The organism is uncultured Gelidibacter sp., from assembly GCF_947500795.1.
Taxonomy (GTDB): Bacteria; Bacteroidota; Bacteroidia; order Flavobacteriales; family Flavobacteriaceae; genus Gelidibacter.
In genome coordinates this window covers 359278-376639 of sequence record NZ_CANMTE010000002.1, presented here as the reverse complement: position 1 = coordinate 376639, position 17362 = coordinate 359278, and the positions used below count along the sequence as shown (strand labels likewise).

Annotated in this window: 18 protein-coding genes; 8 read left to right on the top strand and 10 right to left on the bottom strand. The window is 37.3% G+C overall.

Going from position 1 to position 17362, the window contains the following annotated elements:
- Window positions 1-127: 127 nt before the first annotated feature.
- Window positions 128-772, bottom strand: a complete 645-nt coding sequence (locus Q0947_RS06880) for a 2OG-Fe(II) oxygenase (protein WP_299394198.1) — start codon at window positions 770-772, stop codon at window positions 128-130.
- Between the two features lie 117 nt (window positions 773-889).
- Between Q0947_RS06880 and Q0947_RS06875 the strand changes: the two genes are divergently transcribed.
- Both Q0947_RS06875 and Q0947_RS06870 read left to right on the top strand, forming a co-directional pair.
- A complete protein-coding gene (locus Q0947_RS06875; protein WP_299394194.1) occupies window positions 890-1339 on the top strand; it encodes a 6-carboxytetrahydropterin synthase in 450 nt (149 codons plus the stop codon).
- A gap of 118 nt (window positions 1340-1457) precedes the next feature.
- Window positions 1458-2210: a UDP-2,3-diacylglucosamine diphosphatase gene (locus Q0947_RS06870; protein ID WP_299394190.1), complete on the top strand. Its 753-nt coding sequence runs from the start codon at window positions 1458-1460 to the stop codon at window positions 2208-2210.
- On the opposite strand, the gene Q0947_RS06865 is transcribed toward Q0947_RS06870, so the two are convergent.
- From Q0947_RS06865 to Q0947_RS06835, 7 genes are all read right to left on the bottom strand, one after another.
- Window positions 2207-3487: an MFS transporter gene (locus Q0947_RS06865; protein WP_299394186.1), complete on the bottom strand. Its 1281-nt coding sequence runs from the start codon at window positions 3485-3487 to the stop codon at window positions 2207-2209. The two genes, Q0947_RS06870 and Q0947_RS06865, sit on opposite strands and share 4 nt — an antisense overlap.
- Window positions 3488-3600: 113 nt before the next feature.
- Window positions 3601-5292, bottom strand: coding sequence for a single-stranded-DNA-specific exonuclease RecJ (gene recJ / locus Q0947_RS06860; protein WP_299394181.1), 1692 nt, complete (start codon window positions 5290-5292; stop codon window positions 3601-3603).
- A gap of 85 nt (window positions 5293-5377) precedes the next feature.
- Window positions 5378-5800 (bottom strand): OsmC family protein, encoded by a 423-nt coding sequence (locus tag Q0947_RS06855; RefSeq protein ID WP_299394177.1) that lies wholly within the window; start codon window positions 5798-5800, stop codon window positions 5378-5380.
- Between the two features lie 565 nt (window positions 5801-6365).
- Window positions 6366-6941: a uracil-DNA glycosylase family protein gene (locus Q0947_RS06850; protein WP_299394172.1), complete on the bottom strand. Its 576-nt coding sequence runs from the start codon at window positions 6939-6941 to the stop codon at window positions 6366-6368.
- Window positions 6942-6949: 8 nt separating this feature from the next.
- Window positions 6950-8308, bottom strand: a complete 1359-nt coding sequence (locus tag Q0947_RS06845; RefSeq protein ID WP_299394168.1) for an NAD(P)/FAD-dependent oxidoreductase — start codon at window positions 8306-8308, stop codon at window positions 6950-6952.
- Between the two features lie 85 nt (window positions 8309-8393).
- Window positions 8394-9071 (bottom strand): 16S rRNA (cytidine(1402)-2'-O)-methyltransferase, encoded by a 678-nt coding sequence (gene rsmI, locus Q0947_RS06840; protein ID WP_299394164.1) that lies wholly within the window; start codon window positions 9069-9071, stop codon window positions 8394-8396.
- Window positions 9072-9074: 3 nt separating this feature from the next.
- Entirely contained in the window at window positions 9075-9815 is a 741-nt protein-coding gene (locus tag Q0947_RS06835; protein WP_299394159.1) for a hypothetical protein, read from the bottom strand.
- Window positions 9816-9918: 103 nt separating this feature from the next.
- On the opposite strand from Q0947_RS06835, the gene Q0947_RS06830 reads away from it, so the two are divergent.
- The 6 genes from Q0947_RS06830 (at window position 9919) to Q0947_RS06805 (ending at window position 16543) form a co-directional block, all read left to right on the top strand.
- Window positions 9919-10566, top strand: coding sequence for a thymidine kinase (locus tag Q0947_RS06830; protein ID WP_299394154.1), 648 nt, complete (start codon window positions 9919-9921; stop codon window positions 10564-10566).
- Complete coding sequence (gene alr, locus Q0947_RS06825) at window positions 10559-11665, top strand: alanine racemase (RefSeq protein ID WP_299394150.1); 1107 nt, start codon at window positions 10559-10561, stop codon at window positions 11663-11665. The genes Q0947_RS06830 and alr overlap by 8 nt, the downstream gene beginning before the upstream one ends.
- 76 nt (window positions 11666-11741) lie before the next feature.
- Window positions 11742-12143 (top strand): large conductance mechanosensitive channel protein MscL, encoded by a 402-nt coding sequence (gene mscL / locus Q0947_RS06820; protein WP_299394145.1) that lies wholly within the window; start codon window positions 11742-11744, stop codon window positions 12141-12143.
- Window positions 12144-12265: 122 nt separating this feature from the next.
- Window positions 12266-13255 (top strand): aspartate-semialdehyde dehydrogenase, encoded by a 990-nt coding sequence (locus Q0947_RS06815; RefSeq protein WP_299394139.1) that lies wholly within the window; start codon window positions 12266-12268, stop codon window positions 13253-13255.
- A 122-nt stretch (window positions 13256-13377) separates the two neighbouring features.
- Complete coding sequence (locus tag Q0947_RS06810; protein ID WP_299394134.1) at window positions 13378-15543, top strand: prolyl oligopeptidase family serine peptidase; 2166 nt, start codon at window positions 13378-13380, stop codon at window positions 15541-15543.
- Between the two features lie 73 nt (window positions 15544-15616).
- Window positions 15617-16543: an ABC transporter ATP-binding protein gene (locus Q0947_RS06805; protein ID WP_299394129.1), complete on the top strand. Its 927-nt coding sequence runs from the start codon at window positions 15617-15619 to the stop codon at window positions 16541-16543.
- Here Q0947_RS06805 and Q0947_RS06800 read toward each other — a convergent pair.
- A complete protein-coding gene (locus tag Q0947_RS06800; RefSeq protein ID WP_299394124.1) occupies window positions 16524-17105 on the bottom strand; it encodes a 4'-phosphopantetheinyl transferase superfamily protein in 582 nt (193 codons plus the stop codon). The two genes, Q0947_RS06805 and Q0947_RS06800, sit on opposite strands and share 20 nt — an antisense overlap.
- Entirely contained in the window at window positions 17105-17356 is a 252-nt protein-coding gene (locus tag Q0947_RS06795) for an acyl carrier protein (protein ID WP_133756877.1), read from the bottom strand. Before Q0947_RS06795 ends, Q0947_RS06800 begins: the two co-directional genes overlap by 1 nt.
- Window positions 17357-17362: the final 6 nt, after the last annotated feature.

Sequence of the window (17362 nt, the reverse complement as noted above, 5' to 3'; positions counted from 1 at the left end):
CTTTGACAACGAATAATTAAAAAACTATGGAATTTCTAAACTTTTTAGGCGGTAACGGCTTGTTTTTAATCTTAGCTATCGTATTGATTGTGGTGTATGTTTATAACCGCAGAAAAAACAAATAGCGCTATCGCGTTTTTAACCATCCTGTAATACTCAATCTTTGGGCATTAATAACAGGTCTTACTTCGTGCTCAAGGATTTGGCTTTCAAAGATAACGACTCGCCCTGGCAGCGGATAAATAACCTTTTCCACTTCCTTGCCATTGTCATCTAAATACAACACCAGTTCGCCACCATTTTCTGGCAACCAACCTGCTTCATTTAAATAACATACAAAAGAAAGTTTACGACGATCGTCATTTTGAAACGTATCTAAGTGACGTTTATAAAAAGTACCTTGCGGATATACCGCATAATGGAATTCCTTACGAAGAATCCCTAAGAAGCATGTCTTGTTAAGATACCCAATAAGACTATTAATTTTGTTGAAGAACAAGGATTCTGCAGCGTTAGTATGCGCCTCATCAATCCATAAAATAACATCCCCCCTAATAGATTTTACGATAATCTCGTTCACTCTATTACCAATTGCCGCCTTTTTAAAAATATCTTCCTCGTGTTTTTCAATTAAAGATTGCCTTATCAACTGTACCTCATCATCGGTAAAAAAGTCTTCAACAATAGCATATTTTTGTGCAATGATATCCTCTATAATCTGTTCATATAAAGGATTCTCAATATAGTTGATGTCTTCAAAAAGTTGACTCATTTAAAAGCGAATTAAAACCACAAAATTCAAATAAAATATCGGTAATTATCGGTCAAAAGTAATCTAAAAACGGTTTCCTTTTACAATTTGAATATCTTTGCATTAAATTGACGCTATATGAGCAAAATCAGAATTACCAAGCAATTTTCTTTTGAAACCGGCCACGCCCTTTATGGTTATGATGGCAAGTGCAAAAACGTACACGGACACAGTTATAAGTTATCGGTTACCGTAATTGGGACGCCAATAAGTGATGCGTCTAACGTAAAATACGGAATGGTCATTGACTTTTCTGATTTGAAAAAAATCGTTAAAACTGAAATCGTTGATGTCTTTGATCACGCAACAGTGTTCAACAAAAACACACCACATGTTGAGTTGGCTAAGGAATTGGCAGATAGAGAGCATAATGTCCTTTTAGTGGACTATCAACCTACAAGTGAAATGATGGTGATTGATTTTGCCGAAAAAATCAAAAAACATTTACCAGAAACTATTCAATTGTATTCGTTAAGACTTCAGGAAACGGATACCAGTTTTGCAGAATGGTTTGCGAGTGACAACTAGGGTTTAGTTGGCAGTAGGCAGAATTCAGTTGACAGTACTCAGCTGGCAGTTGGCAGTTTTAGTCTATCGTTTTTAATTATGAAATTCGTGCTTTAGCAGGAATTAATATATTTGTTTGATGAATATTCCCACAGGAAAAAAAATATACTTTGCTTCTGACAACCATTTGGGAGCGCCCACACAAGAGCAATCGCGTCCGCGCGAGAAGAAATTTGTGGCTTGGTTAGACGAGATCAAACACGATGCGGCGGCTATATTTCTTGTGGGCGATTTATTCGATTTTTGGTTTGAATATAAAACCGTTGTCCCAAAAGGATTCACCAGAACCTTAGGAAAACTTGCAGAAATAACCGATTCTGGAATTCCTATTTACTTTTTTGTCGGAAATCATGATTTGTGGATGGATGGCTATTTTGAGGAAGAACTAAACATTGAGGTTTTTCATAAACCAAAGGAATTCGTCTTTAATGACAAGCGCTTCTTTATAGGCCATGGCGATGGTTTAGGGCCAAATGACAAAGGTTATAAACGCATGAAAAAAGTGTTTACAAACCCGTTTTTTCAATGGTGTTTTAGATGGCTACACCCTGATTTAGGTGTTAGGCTCGCCCAACATCTCTCGGTAAAAAATAAGTTGATTTCTGGAGATGACGATGCGAAATTTTTAGGCGAAGAAAAAGAGTGGCTCGTTCATTATAGCAAGCGAAAACTAGAAGACAAACACCGCGATTATTTTGTTTTTGGTCACCGCCATTTACCAATGGAGATTAAGTTAAATGACAATTCAACGTATGTCAACTTAGGCGATTGGATTCAGTATTACACTTACGGTGTTTTTGATGGTGAAAAGTTTGAATTAAAGACATACTAGCCTTCTTTTTCATGCTCTTCTAAGTCTTTTCGCAAGTCTAATTTTCTAAATGAAGGCGAAACCAGACCTGTAGTCACCACAGTAATTATGGTCATCGTACCTCCAAAAACAACGGCAGTCACCGTCCCCATAAGCTTTGCCGTCAAGCCACTTTCAAAAGCCCCAAGCTCATTTGAAGACCCTACAAACATCGAATTTACGGAAGCTACACGCCCGCGCATATGATCTGGAGTTTTCAACTGCAATATAGTTTGACGAATCACCATTGAAACGCCATCCGTAACCCCACTGAAAAATAAGGCAAGGACGGATACCCAAAAGATGGATGACAATCCAAATACGATTATACAAACCCCGAATCCAAAAATAGCGGCCAAGAGTTTCATCCCGGCGTTTCTACTAATTGGAATGTAAGCGGTAATCAACATGGTTAGGAACGCTCCTACAGCTGGCGCTGCTCTTAGCACACCAAATCCTTCTGAACCAACTTTTAAAATATCTTGTGCAAAAATAGGTAACAAAGCTATGGCGCCTCCAAAGAGTACTGCCACCATATCTAAGGTTAAGGCTCCCAATACCGCTTTTGTTTTAAATACAAACTTGACGCCTTCCTTTAAACTCTGCATCATAGGCTCGCCGATTTTCGGATTCAAAATTGGCTTTTTAGAAATACGAAGCAAGTTGATCAACGCCAATAATGCAAACCCCATAATCAAGCACATAGACCAATGCACACCAATCCAACTGATGCTAAAGCCCGCTAATGCAGGTCCTAAAACGGAGGCTACTTGCCAAGTGGAACTGCTCCATGTAGCTGCATTTGGGTATAGTTTTTTAGGAACGATTAAAGCGATTAAAGAAAATACACTCGGTCCGATAAAGGCGCGCACCAACCCGCCCATAAACACCAAGGCATAAATACTGTAGAGAATTGAATTGGTAGACCAGTTGCCAACTACTAAAGGCCAAGTCAGTAAAAACAATCCAAAACTGATCACTGAAAACCCGATTATGCATTTGATGAGCAGGCCGCGTTTTTCATTTTGATCTACAATATGTCCCGCAAACAGCGCCATTGACAAGGCTGGAATAATTTCCATAAGTCCAATAAGACCTAGAGACAACGGATCTTTTGTTATGGAATATACTTGCCATTCAATTACAATAAACTGCATGGACCAAGCAAAAACAAGTGCAAAACGAACTAATAAGAATATATTGAATTCCTTAATGCGAAGCGCAGCGTATGGATCCTTCTTGGTTTTTTCTTTCTGCATGAGCTTCAGTCCTTTCGAGATACAGGATTGTTCATCCTTAAAGGTTATTTAATTGAATGCAAAAATAAAACAAACTGCTATTACTACTGTTTGATGGGAAGAAAAATATAGAATTAAGGCTTGATATCCCGCAATTTCAGTTGTAAACTCACATTACCTTGCCAATGATTTTCATCAATGGAATAGACTGCTTTAAACGGTTTTCTATTGGTAATGAGTTCTAATTTATCTCCCAAATTAAACCCAATTCCCACAATAGATTCAGAATTTGCTTGTTTGGCGGTAATTCTTAAATGTTTATCGTCACCTCCCACACATTTTCCATAACCTGTATCCTGTATGTTTTCAGTCATGAAAATAGGCGCCATATTTCCTGGCCCAAAAGGCGCGAATTGTTTGAGAATACGATAAAATCTCGGTGTGATGTCCTTAAAGTCAATCGCCATATCTACTTTGATTTCCGGAGTCATCAACGATTTGTCTATGGTATTGGAAACCTCATCTTCAAAAGCTTGCTTAAATGCTTCGTAATTTTGAGATTTAAGAGTCAAGCCGGCGGCATATTTATGACCTCCAAACTGTTCAATATGTTCACTACAGGCTTCAAGGGCATTATAGACATCAAATCCGCTAATAGAACGTGCGGAAGCAGCCAATTTATCGCCACTTTTAGTAAACACCAACGTTGGCCTGTAATAGGTTTCAATCAATCTTGAAGCTACAATACCAATCACCCCTTTATGCCAAGATTCATGATACACCACAGAAGTAAAACGTTCTTGCTCGTTAAACGCTTCAATTTGGAGCAAAGCTTCTTGGGTTATTTGTTGATCTGTTTCTTTCCTATCCGAATTAAATTCTTCAATTTGTGCAGCATAGGTTTGCGCAAGCACTTCATTTTCCTCTGTCAACAAGGTCACCGCATAATTACCATGTTTCATACGTCCTGCAGCGTTTATTCTTGGCGCGACTATAAAGACCACATCAGTTATGGTCATTTCGGTTTTCTTGGTTTGATCAATGATTGCTTTAATTCCTGCACGAGGCGATGCATTAATCACTTGCAGTCCGAAATAAGCCAAGGTTCTATTTTCGCCGGTAATAGGGACAATATCGGCACCAATGGCGGTCGCCACGAGGTCAAGATATTCCGTTAAATCTTCGATAGATTTGCCTTCATTTGAAGCTAAGGCCTGAACCAATTTAAAACCGACCCCACATCCACATAATTCGTCATAAGGATAATGACAATCGTCCCGTTTCGGATCCAAAATCGCTACAGCATCTGGAAGTTCAGCACCAGGTCTGTGATGGTCGCAGATAATAAAGTCGATGCCTTTTTCATTCGCATAGGCCACTTTATCAATGGCTTTTATGCCACAATCGAGTGCGATGATTAATGAGAAATCATTATCGTCTGCAAAATCGATTCCTTTTATTGAGACGCCATACCCTTCCTCATACCGATCTGGTATATAGGTAGCCACCGTATCGATTCGGGTTTTTAAATAGGATGCCATTAACGCCACAGAGGTAGTACCATCTACATCATAATCGCCAAAAACCAGAATATTTTCGCCATTGGCAAAAGCTTGCTCAATACGCGCAACTGCCTTGTCCATATCTTTCATTAAATAAGGATCATGCAAATCACTCAGACTTGGTCTAAAAAACTTTTTGGCGGCCTCGTAGGTTTCAATGCCACGTTGCAGCAATAACGAAGCAATGGAATCCTCCACCTGAAGGACTTCAGATAAATGTTTAATTTTAGAAAGCTCTGGTTTTGGTTTTAAAGTCCAGCGCATAGGTCATGAAGGTTTCTGGTTGGATGGTTTTGTAATAAATCAGACCTCACAGAATTGGAAAACCTGTGAGGTCTTGGTAAAAAATTTAGTCATTATGATAATGAATGGACGTGTTCACTCTAGCGAACTTTCTAAACATTTCCATAACACCACAATATTTTTCAATGGACAAATCAACTGCTTTTTTGATTTTATCCTCATTTAAATCTTTTCCGTAAAAGTGATATTCTACAGACACCGTATGGTAAGTTTTAGGATGTTCTTCAGTTAATTCGCCATAAGTATCCATTCTAAAATCTGAAATTTCAACTTTCATCTTTTTTAAAATAGAAACCACATCCAAACCTGAACAACCTGCTAAAGCCGAAAGCATCATCGCTTTTGGACGTAAGCCTGAATTGTTGCCGCCATCTTCCTCTGAAGTATCTATTAAAAGGGTTTTTCCACTTGGATTATCAGATTCAAATTGAGAATTTCCTTTCCAATGGGTAATAACTTTATGATCCATATTTTGAGTTTTTAATGATTTTTAATAATGAATTTGAGTAATCAAAAATACTACATAATATCAAGAATGCAGCCGTAGATATTTTCAATAAATAGAATAGTACCTAAAAAAGTTATATAGAAAGTAAACTTTGTTTACCTATCCATTTAAGAACTAATATGATCTTTGAAAATAGCAAGCAATATCCCCAACAAAGTTGGTGAAAAGCCAGTCCATAGATAATCAAGGCAGAACGAAACCCTTATTTTCATTATTTGTAACGAGTGAACATTTTCAATTATGCTAGTTTTACTTATGACATAAATAAAAAGAAATTTTTAAAATCATTGATCTAAAGAAACACCTTTAACAAACTCTATTTTGATACTAAATAATCTAATTATGGAACTAATTAAAATAAATTTAAATGGAAAATATACGCTGAAGTGCCTAAAAATAATCTTAAAATTTCTAAAGTTTATCGCGGTTTGGTTTAGCTGCGTGATTATCTTAATTCTGAACTTACTTTATTTAGGTCTTGAAACAAATGAATTCATAACAATCTTAAAATTATTTAGTGACCAAGTTAATTTCTCAGTATAATATATATTTTTTGCCTCAACTCAGGCACAACTTCCTTTTCAAACCATGGATTCCGTGTCAACCAAAATCGGTTCCTCGGTGAAGGATGCGGTAACGGAAAAAACCTCGGCAGGTACTGTTGAAAATTATCAACCGTTTCCGTTAAAGTTTTCTTTGCATCTTTCCTTAAATAATATTTTTGCGCATACATTCCAATTAGCAGCACCAACTCTACATTTGGCATCACGTCCCATAATTGCTCATGCCATTGCGGGGCACATTCCGGTCGCGGTGGTAAATCGCCACCTTTTCCACGACCGGGATAGCAAAAGCCCATCGGGACAATCGCAAAATTCTGATCATTATAAAATTCGTCAGCGGTTACACCTAACCAACTCCGTAATTGCTTCCCGCTAGCATCATCCCATGGAATTCCAGATTTATGCACTTTTGTTCCTGGCGCCTGACCAATAATTACGATTTTTGAATCTGTATTGAAAGTAACCACAGGTCGTGGGCCTAATGGCAAATGGGCCTTACACAGCGTGCAGTTTTTTATGCGATGATGTAAATCTTGCATACCAATGATTACTTATTTTCCATCATTTTTTTCATATCCATACCAAACGAAGGATAGGTCATCATCATGCATTTAAAATTTTTGGTAGTCATTTTATTGTAAATAGCGGCCGCAAACACATTGATGCTTTCATTTGCTTCAGAACTTAAAATATGAGCGCCCACAATTTCATCGGTGCGTTCATTTACTAATATGGTGTATGCATAGGTATCTTCGTTTTCCTTTTTGGCATTATACCAACCACTTGTATCACCTTGATAGCCTTTAACATTTTTGTAGCGTGCCTTCGCTTCTTCTTCGCCATAGCCTACTGACGATAGATTTGGCGTTGTAAACACAGTGGACGGCACACACGGCACATCCAAAATTTTTGATTTCTCCTTTACCACATTGTTCCCTACGATATACCCTTGAAGTCCAGAAAGTGGCGTCAATGACGGCGACTTATTGGAAACATCTCCACAGGCATAAACATTTGGATGGGATTTACTTTGCAAATAATCATTAACGACAATCCCATTATTATCGGCTTCAATACCCGCTTTATCCAATTCTAAAGCTTCAATGGCAGGGATTCTACCCGTGGCATTAATAACGATTCTCGATTTAAGGGTTTTGGAGTTGCCATCATAGGTGTAAGAAATCTTTTTATTTTTCTTCAATTGCACTACCCCAGTAACCTCAGCATTAAACACAAACGTCACACCTAAGCTTTCCAGTTTCGCAATCAATTTTTTCACTAAATATTGATCAAAATCGCCCAGCGCAGTTTCTGCCCGTTCCAAAATGGTCACTTTGGAACCCAAGGTTGCCAACATGCAGGCAAACTCCATGGTGATGTAACCAGACCCAATAAAGGTGATGGATTTGGGGATTTTCTTCAAGTTCAAAACATCTTCACTGACGTTCAAATACTCATTGCCATCAATATCAAGTGGTCTCGGAATGTTTCCGGTAGCGATCACAAAATAATCGGCAGATACCACTTTACCTTCTACCTCAACTTCATTTTTACTTATAAACTTTGGCGATTGGTGGTACATATCAATCCCCATACCTTTCATTTTATCTTCGGTATTTGGCGGAATGGGATCTGAAAACGAGTTTTTAAATTTTTGGACTTTTTTCCAATTGAGTTTAGGAAGCTTTTCCACACCAGAACCTTTCAGATTCTGACATTGGTAAATCAGTTTTGAAAATTGAAGTAATATTCTTTTTGAATCGCAGCCTCTATTCGCACAAGTGCCTCCATATTCTCTATTATCAGCAATGGCAACACTCAAATTGTTTTCCACACAAATTTCTGCCGCAGTTTGACCCGCAACGCCACTACCAATTATAAATACGTTGTAATGTTTCTTTTTCATAAGCTCTATATAAGACTAAAAAGATACTGAAGTTTTAGTCAGAATATGTTATGAAAAATCTAAATGTTAGCTGATTAAGAATTAATTACTCTTTTGGTTTCCCACCAACTACAATTACAATTTCGCCTTTTGGTGGTTTTTGTGTGTAATGTTCCAAAACTTCCTTAGCGGTGCCTCTGATGGTTTCTTCATAGAGTTTTGTCAATTCGCGAGAAACGGAGACAGGCCGCTCTTCACCAAAATACTCGCAAAAATGCCCCAACGTTTTGATGAGTTTATGCGGACTTTCATAAAAAATCATGGTTCGTGTTTCTTCAGCAAGTTGGAGAAATCGGGTTTGTCTGCCCTTTTTAACCGGCAGAAAACCTTCAAAAACAAACTTGTCGTTAGGCAACCCGCTATTCACCAAAGCAGGCACAAAAGCCGTTGCTCCTGGAAGACAATCCACTTCAATATTATGTTCAATGCAGGCACGTGCCAATAAAAATCCAGGATCCGAAATTGCAGGTGTACCAGCATCACTAATTAAAGCAACTGTGGTGCCTGATTTAATTTTGTCTATTAAATTTTGCACCGTTTTATGCTCATTATGCATGTGATGTGATTGAGCACGGGTAGAAATTTCATAATGTTTTAGGAGCTTTCCGGAGGTGCGCGTGTCTTCGGCTAAAATCAAATCAACTTCTTTTAAAACTTCAATAGCTCTAAAGGTCATATCCTTGAGATTGCCTATAGGTGTTGGTACGATATATAATTTACTCATTTATTAATCAAACTTACCTTCTATAACACCCATAAAACGTTCTTCAATCGCTTCCTTGCCTTCCCAATTGTTGTATTCTGGCTTAACAATATTCTGAATTAAATTTCTAGCCTCCTCAAAAGAACTTGAAGTATTGATTTGTGAAAGGACGCGTTCATAATCTTCGCGCTCACCATCAAAAAGGTGTTTTATAAAAGCTATTTTATCGTTAAGACCAATATTAAGGCCGTGTTTTAGTTTATCATTTAAAGATTTTCTAAGCTGTTCTTTAGATTTTGAAGCAGAAACTGGCTCAAAAACCGGCATATCCTTAAATCCTGCAGTTAACTCTTCAAAATGGTCTTTAGGCTCAGGTGCCGCTGGTGGCGGTGTTTCCTCAAATAGCGCATCTACTTCACGCGTTTCATGAGGCATTTGCGCTACCAAATCTTTAATTTTCTCCATTACCGGCTCCATAATGCCATCATCTTCAACTTCATCAAGATTTACATATATTTTATCACCACGCTCTATATTATCACTGACTTCATTATTAAACGCCACGTCTAACATTTCAAAGAATGAAGAATCCACTCCAATAGTAGGCAACCCTTGTTCTAAATTTTCATGGGCAAACTTTAAAACACTTAATTTTTCATATAATAGACCTGTTTCACGATGCAGTTCGGTAACGTTCTCTTTCCCCTTTAATCTAAGAATTCTATGTGCAATGCTCATTAATTCCGACTCCAACTTCTTCTTCATAACTTTTAACTTTTATTCTAATTTATGCTTATGATTTTTAATAAATTTACACCACCTTTAAGTAAAACAAGGATGACCTTTGTTTTAGTGTTAAAATTACGAAATGTTTCTTGAAAATACAGTAAATCCTAAAGAACAATTTGGGTGGATTGAGGTTATTTGTGGGTCAATGTTTTCGGGGAAGACCGAAGAATTAATCAGACGTCTCAAACGCGCACAATTTGCAAAACAAAGGGTGGAAATCTTTAAACCTGCTATAGATGTACGTTATGATGAAGGCATGGTAGTCTCCCACGATGCTAACGAAATCCGTTCTACACCAGTTCCTGCAGCAGCAAATATTCCTATTTTGGCAGATGGTTGCGAGGTGGTTGGCATTGACGAAGCTCAGTTTTTTGATGACGAAATCGTTCGTGTTTGTAATGATTTAGCCAACAAAGGTGTTAGGGTAATTGTTGCTGGATTAGATATGGATTTTAAGGGTAATCCTTTTGGTCCGATGCCAAATTTAATGGCTACAGCCGAGTATGTTACCAAAGTACATGCTATTTGTACACGCACCGGAAATTTAGCACAATACAGTTACCGAAAATCTAGAAATGATGCTTTAGTGATGCTGGGCGAAGTGGACGAATATGAGCCATTGAGTCGTGCTGCATTTTATAAAGCGATGGCACTAGACAAAGCAAGCTCTATTAAGGTAAACACTGAAAAAGAACCTACTGATAAATTAAACAATCCCAATGCCTAAAGCGCAAGAAACGGTACTCGAAATTGATCTTTCTGCTCTAAAACACAATTTTGAATACCTTAAATCAAAACTCCAAAAGGAAACTAAATTTTTAGCGGTTGTAAAAGCTTTTGCTTATGGCAATGATGCTGATGATATTGCACTTTATCTTCAAGATTTAGGTGTCGATTATTTTGCAGTCGCCTATACAAGCGAAGGCGTAGCCCTCAGAAATGCTGGGATTACAAAACCTATTTTAGTGTTGCACCCGTTACCGGTAAGTTTCCATACTATTATAGAGCGTTGTTTAGAACCAAGCATCTATAATTGGAAAGTTTTGAATGAATTCTTGGAAGTTGCCACAGAAAAAAATCAAAAGCACTATCCTGTTCATGTAAAATTTAATACAGGACTGAATCGATTAGGTTTTGATCTTGAAGATATTGAAACGATACATTCTAAAACAAATTCTACGGAAGCCATACATATTAAATCCATCTTTTCGCATTTGGCGGCAAGTGAAGATTTAAAGGAAAAGGAATTTACGGAGCAACAAATAAGCACTTTTAAAACCATCACTGAAACCTTTACAAAAGTTTTCAATTACGCGCCTTTTCTTCACTTGAGCAATACTTCCGGAATTTTAAACTATCCTGAAGCGCATCTGGATATGGTTAGGAGCGGCATTGGACTTTATGGTTTTGGAAATTCGGAAGAAGAAAATAAGAATTTCAAACCTATTGCTAAATTGAAATCGGTTATTTCCCAAATCCATCGCATTGAAAAAGGCGAAACGGTAGGCTATAATCGTGCTTATAAAAGTGAAGAAGCTATAACCACAGCGACAATTCCTATTGGGCATGCTGATGGAATTGGAAGACAATACGGACAAGGTAAAGGTTTTGTAATCATTGATGGCAAAAAAGCACCCATCGTGGGCAACGTGTGTATGGATATGATTATGGTTAATATTACAGGAATTGATTGTGAAGAAGGCGATGAAGTAATCATATTTGATGGCGCGCATACTGCAGAAGATCTAGCGAATGCTGCAAATACCATTTCCTATGAGTTAATCAGTGCAATATCCCAACGTGTAAAACGGGTCATAAAAAAATAATAGCATCTTAAAATTTTAACATTTCTTTATTTTTCATACTTTAGCTTCTCAATAACTAACTTAAAAAACAATAATTATGTGGAAAGAATTTAAAGACTTTATTATGACAGGCAACGTCATAGATTTAGCAGTTGCTGTAATTCTTGCAGGTGCCGTTGGCCTTGTGGTTAATGGATTTGTTACTGACATCATGATGCCAATTGTAGGTAATTTTGCAGGAGGAGTAGATTTTGCTGACTTAAAATATGTTTTATCTCCAGCTGACATTGCTGCTGATGGTACGATTACTAAACCAGAAAACGCAATTATGTACGGGAATTGGGTAAATTCTATCATTAACTTATTAATTGTTGGATTCGTATTGTTTGTAATTGTTAAAGCTTACAATAAAACTAAAAAACCAGCTGCTCCAGCTGCTCCAGCAGGACCAACTGAAATTGATTTATTGAAAGAAATCAGAGACGCGTTAAAAAAATAATTCCGCTACACCTCATATTCTAATTAAACCCGATTCCTTAAAAGAATCGGGTTCTTTTTTTTAAAATACTTCTTTTACCCCGCTCAATTATTGGTTACATTAGCTCCTTAAATTTTTTTATTATGAAAGTAGCTGTTGTTGGTGCCACTGGAATGGTTGGCGAAGTGATGTTAAAAGTTCTTGAAGAACGTAATTTTCCATTTACAGAATTGATGCTTGTTGCCTCAGAAAGGTCGGTGGGTAAAGAAATTGTTTTTAAAAATAAGACTTATAAGGTTATTGGATTAGCCGATGCTGTTGCCAGTAAACCAGACGTCGCCCTTTTTTCTGCAGGTGGCGACACGTCTTTAGAATGGGCTCCAAAATTTGCTGAAGCAGGAACGACCGTTATTGATAATTCTTCAGCTTGGAGAATGGACGCCACTAAAAAATTAGTTGTTCCAGAAATCAATGCAGATCAACTTACAAAGGAGGATAAAATTATTGCGAACCCAAATTGTTCAACCATTCAATTGGTGATGACTTTGGCGCCGCTTCATAAAAAATACCGCATTAAACGCATTATTGTTTCAACCTATCAATCTATTACAGGTACAGGATTGAAAGCCGTAAAACAATTAGAAAATGAAATGGCAGGAATTCAAGGTGAGATGGCCTACCATTACCCAATCCATAAAAACGCCATTCCACATTGTGATGTGTTTGAAGAAAATGGATATACAAAAGAGGAAATGAAACTCGTTAGGGAAACGCAAAAAATTCTTGATGATCGCACAATCGCTGTTACTGCAACGGCAGTCAGAATCCCTACGGAAGGTGGCCATAGTGAATCTGTAAACATTGAGTTTGAAAATGATTTTGATGTTACTGAAGTTCGCAAATTATTAAGCCAAACCCCAGGTGTTGTGGTTCAAGATAATACTGACGTCAACACGTATCCGATGCCAATTTACGCCAATGGAAAAGATGACGTCTTTGTGGGCCGAATCCGTCGTGATGGTTCACAGCCAAATTCTTTGAATTTATGGATTGTAAGCGACAACTTAAGAAAAGGTGCTGCGACCAATACCATTCAGATTGCTGAATATCTTATTGCTAACAATCTGCTTTAATGATTAGTTGCCATTTTAGAGTATAATTTATTTCTTAATGAAATATTAAAAAGCCTTCTACATCCGTTTGTAGGGGCTTTTTTGTTTATTTTTGAAACACAACACTTAACACGTTTACACTTATGAAAAACTTAGCGCTTGCAGTGGTAATTCTTACTACAATAACCGCCTGCAAAAACGAAAATGAACTTAAAAATTCCAATGCAATTGCTGTGACTTATCCTGAAACAAAAACAGTAGACACTATAGATACCTATTTTGGAGAACAAGTAAATGATCCATACCGATGGCTCGAAGATGATAGAAGCGAGGAAACTGGGGCGTGGGTAGCAGCTCAAAACAAGGTTACTGGCGACTATTTAGCAAACATTCCTTACCGTCAAGAATTGAAAGAACGTTTGGAGGAAATTTGGAACTATGAAAAAGTTGGCGCTCCTTTCATTGAAGGCGATTACACCTATTTCTATAAAAATGACGGCCTTCAAAACCAATCGGTTATTTACAGAAAGAAAAATGACGATGATAAAGAAGAGGTATTTTTAGACCCAAATACTTTCAGTAAAGATGGTACCGTGTCTTTGGGAGGCATTAGTTTTTCTAAGAATGGTAAAATTTTGGCCTATTCTATTTCAGAAGGTGGTAGCGATTGGCGTAAAGTAATCGTTATGGACATCGAAACCAAAGAGCAAATCGAAGACACTTTAGTTGACGTAAAATTCAGTGGTATTTCATGGAAAGACAATGACGGTTTCTACTACTCAAGTTATGACAAACCTAAGGGAAGTGAACTTTCAGCTAAAACAGATCAACACAAACTTTACTATCATAAATTAGGAACATCCCAAAAGCAAGACCATTTAATTTATGGCGGTACACCTGAAGAAAAGCACCGTTATGTAAGCGGAAGTGTTACGGAAGATGGCAACTATTTGTTCATCTATCCTAAGAGTTCTACTTCAGGATCTAAATTGTTGATGAAAGATTTATCCAAGCCAAACAGTAAAATCGTTACTATTTTAGACGATTTTGACAGTGATACTATGGTGATGGAAAACGTAGGCAGCACCTTATATTTAATCACTAATAGAAAGGCGCCTAATCAAAAAATCGTTACTGTTGATGCTTCAAATCCTAGTGAAGAAAACTGGAAAGATTTTATTCCTGAAACAGAAAATGTATTGAGCGCATCTACGGGAAGCGGCTATATTTTCGCGAGTTATATGGTTGATGCTGTATCACAAGTGAAACAATACGACTACGATGGTAAATTGGTGAGAGAAATTGAGCTTCCAGGAGTTGGTAGCGCAGGAGGTTTTGGAGGTAAAAAAGAAGATAAAACAATTTATTTTTCGTTTTCTAACTATATCACACCAAGTACAATTTACGCTCTAAACCCTAATACGGGAGCTTCTGAAGTGTATAAAAAGCCTGCAATTAAATATAACCCTGACGATTTTGAGAGCAAGCAAGTGTTTTATAACTCTAAAGACGGCACAAAAATTCCGATGATTATTTCCTACAAAAAAGGTACCGAACTGAATGGAAAGAACCCGACTATTTTATATAGTTACGGCGGATTCAACATTTCATTGACGCCTTCATTTAGCATTGCTAATGCTGTTTGGATGGAGCAAGGCGGCGTATATGCCGTTCCTAACATTCGTGGTGGTGGCGAGTATGGAAAAAAATGGCACGATGCAGGTACTCAGTTGAAAAAACAGAATGTATTTGACGATTTTATCGCTGCTGCAGAATATTTAATTGATAACAACTATACCTCATCAGATTATTTAGCAATTCGTGGTGGATCTAACGGTGGATTATTAGTTGGTGCAACCATGACGCAACGTCCAGATTTAGTTAAAGTGGCACTTCCTGCAGTTGGAGTGTTGGATATGTTACGTTACCATACGTTTACCTCAGGTGCAGGTTGGGCTTATGATTACGGGACATCTGAAGACAACAAGGAAATGTTTGATTATTTAAAAGGCTATTCACCTGTTCACAATGTGAAAAAAGGTGTGGAATATCCAGCAACCATGATTACTACTGGAGATCATGATGACCGCGTGGTTCCTGCTCATAGTTTTAAATTTGCTGCGGAATTACAGAGTAAACAAACGGGTACGAATCCAACCTTAATCAGAATTGAAACGGATGCAGGCCATGGTGCAGGAACTCCTGTAAGCAAAACCATTGAGCAATATGCTGACATATTCGGTTTCACACTTTACAACATGGGTTATAAAGTTTTGCCAAATAAAACTAAGGCAAAGATTAAAGGATAATAAAATCAATTTTTAAACTATAAAAACCTTTCAGTCTTTTCTATGGATTGAAAGGTTTTGTTTTATAGACAACATGCTAAACGTTAAAAACATTACTTTTTCATACAACGACAAAGACACGGAAAATCCTGTGTTGAAGGATTTAGAGTTTGTGGTAGAACAAGGTGAACACCTCTCCATTATTGGGGAAAGTGGTTCGGGAAAATCGACCCTCTTAAAACTGATTTACGGCGAATATGATTTAAATGAAGGTCAAATATTTTGGAAAGACAATGAAATTTTAGGCCCTAAATACAATCTCGTTGTAGGTTATGAGTATATGAAATACGTAGCTCAGGAATTTGATTTGATGCCTTATATCACCGTTGAAGAAAATGTGGGCAAACACTTATCCAACTTTTTCCCGGAAGAGAAAAAGGAGCGTATTAAGGAACTTTTAGAAGTTGTCGAATTAGAGGATTTTGCAAAAACGAAGGTCAAAACTTTAAGTGGTGGGCAAAAGCAACGTGTCGCCTTGGCAAGGGCATTAGCAAAACAACCGGAGATTATTCTCTTAGATGAACCTTTTAGTCATATTGATAATTTTCAGAAACAATCCTTACGTCGAAGTGTTTTTAAGTATTTGAAAGAAAAGCAAATCACTTGCCTTGTGGCCACGCATGATAAAGAAGATGTGTTAGGTTTCGCAGATCGGATGTTAGTTATTCACGATTCTAAGATTATCGCTAACAATTCGCCTCAAGAGCTGTATCGCAACCCAGAAACACCATTAATTGCATCTTTTTTTGGTGAAGTAAATATGCTGAATACCGAAATTATATATGCACATCAACTCCAATCTGTTGAAGAATCGAATCTTAAAGCTCGAGTGATTCGAAACTATTTTAAAGGGCCGTATTATTTAATTGAAGCTGAACATGAGGATATAATCCTCAGATTTGAGCATCCTACGGCTTTAGAAGTTGATTCAGAAGTTTTCCTTAAGATTCTGTCACGCTAATCGCAAACGCGCCGTAAAGGCCATGATGTGTAAGAGAAAGCTGTTCGGGTTGTAAATGCCCGTTCATATAAAATTGCGGAATTCCTCTACTATTTTTGATAACTGCGACAGACTTGTCAACTACATTTTTATAAGCAGCATAGGCTTTTATAGCCTGTTGGACACTTTCAGAATGTTGGGTAGGATAATCTAAACTTGAACATTGAAACATTTTTGAAATCCATTGCGGATTTAAACACGCCGTAGTCTGGACAAAATTCAGATTCGTTGTTGTAGCTGTTGCTATAGAATGATTTTTATAAATGACGTGTCCTTGATTAGAATCTAACACAATACATTTAAAATCGGTTGGATTAAACCGGATCTTTCCCTCAGCTCTTGATGTGATTTTATAAACACTTTCCTTCATCGTCCATAAGCGCCAAATACTTTGAAATTGCTGGTCGTCAGAACGAATGAAATCCTGTTCTTCAATAGTGAATAACTTGTTTAAAAAGCGTTGTTCTTGCCAACGGGAATTGCGTTTCGCAAATTCTAAATCGACAATATCGTTACCAATCATTAGGAAGCGATTTTAGAATTGACAATGGCCATAGCTGCTTTTACGGAAAGCATTTGTTCCATTTCCTCATTCTCGATGCGGATGTCAAATTCGTCCTCCACATCTAAAATAATGTCCACCAAATTCGCGGAATTTATTTTTAAATCGCCCACAAAAGTTGTTTCTTCTGACAAATTATTAAAAGCGTCTTCATCCTGCACATAAGGTTGGACAATAGTTTTCAATTTGGCAATTAAATCTTCGTTTTTCATAAATTG